This is a genomic window from Nocardia sp. NPDC019219 (genome assembly GCF_040632645.1).
In the GTDB taxonomy this organism is placed as follows: Bacteria; Actinomycetota; Actinomycetes; order Mycobacteriales; family Mycobacteriaceae; genus Nocardia; species Nocardia sputorum.
Map to the genome: position 1 here is coordinate 1 of NZ_JBEYCG010000042.1, position 1,165 is coordinate 1,165.

At 62.2% G+C, this 1,165-nt stretch carries 1 protein-coding gene; it reads left to right on the forward strand.

All coding sequences use genetic code 11. From position 1 onward, the window contains the following. Positions 1-1,165: hypothetical protein (locus tag ABZ552_RS34040; protein WP_357441954.1), on the forward strand; the 1,165-nt coding region annotated here is incomplete at both ends.

Genomic DNA, 1,165 nt, shown 5'->3' on the forward strand with positions numbered 1-1,165 from the left:
ATGGTGGGCGCGACGGGAAGCGGCCAAACGGATTGGTCTGGTTTGCTGAAGAATGCCCAACAGGGTGATCTGCAGCTGGTCAATGTGGACGGTGCGACCCTGAAGAAGCTCACCACCGGTTGCGAGGATCTGGTGGTGGACACGATGGGTCTGATCAAGGCGATCGAGGCTTTGCCGTGGAATCCCCTGATGGATTGGACCTACTACAACCAGCCGGCGTGGCCCGCGGCGCGGCCGCACACGACGACGCTCGGCAGCATGCAGATGATGTTCACCGAATTCCGGAACAAGGCGGTTGAACTGGCGTCGGTGCTGCGCAAGCACCAGGCGACCGTGACCGACATGGGCAATACGTTCACTGCCGCGAACAAGCGGTATGCCGTCACCGAGGGCGAGAACGAGAACAGTTTCAAGCTGCCCGGTGACGGCGATCTGGCCGGCCGGATCACCGGGCTGACCGATCGGGTGAGCAATGCCAACCCGATCTCGGGTGGTGAGTGGACCCACGGTCCGCCTGCCCCGACCAAGGGGGCGTCCGGGGTGAGTTTCGACGGCCGGGCCAAGGCGGCCCTCGAGGGCTCCATCGAAAACGCATACAAGATGATCCATTTCGACTTCGCGAACGTGGCCGAGCTGTTCGACCGCAACGACGGCAAGATCTGGGAGATGGCCGGCCGGTGGGACACCCTGGCCAAGATATGGAACTCCTCGGTTCAGACCTTCGGCATGAACCTGCAGCCGACCTTCAAGGAGAACCACTGGCAAGGCGCCGGAGCGGACAAAGCAACCGCCTACATCGAGTCCTATCTGAAATCGGCCGCCGACCTGCAGGATGCCATGGATGCCATGGCCGAAGTCCTCGCCGCCACCGGCGACTTCAACCTCTACTCGTGGGGACACCTGCCCCGATACAGCCAGTTCCACTACACCGGAAAAGAAGTCAAAGACGTCAACAACTGGAAAGCCGCCGAAGCACTCGCCGGCGTCCAGACCTGGTGGGAGGGCAAAGAAAGCGGCGGCGCCAAAGGCTACGTCGACGGCTTCACACAACTCGCCGCGATGATCCCCCTCTTCACCGACCCCATCACCCGCACCGGCGGAACCGGCGGAAACAACAACAACGGCGGCGGCACCGGCGGAAACAACAACAGCAACAACAGCAACA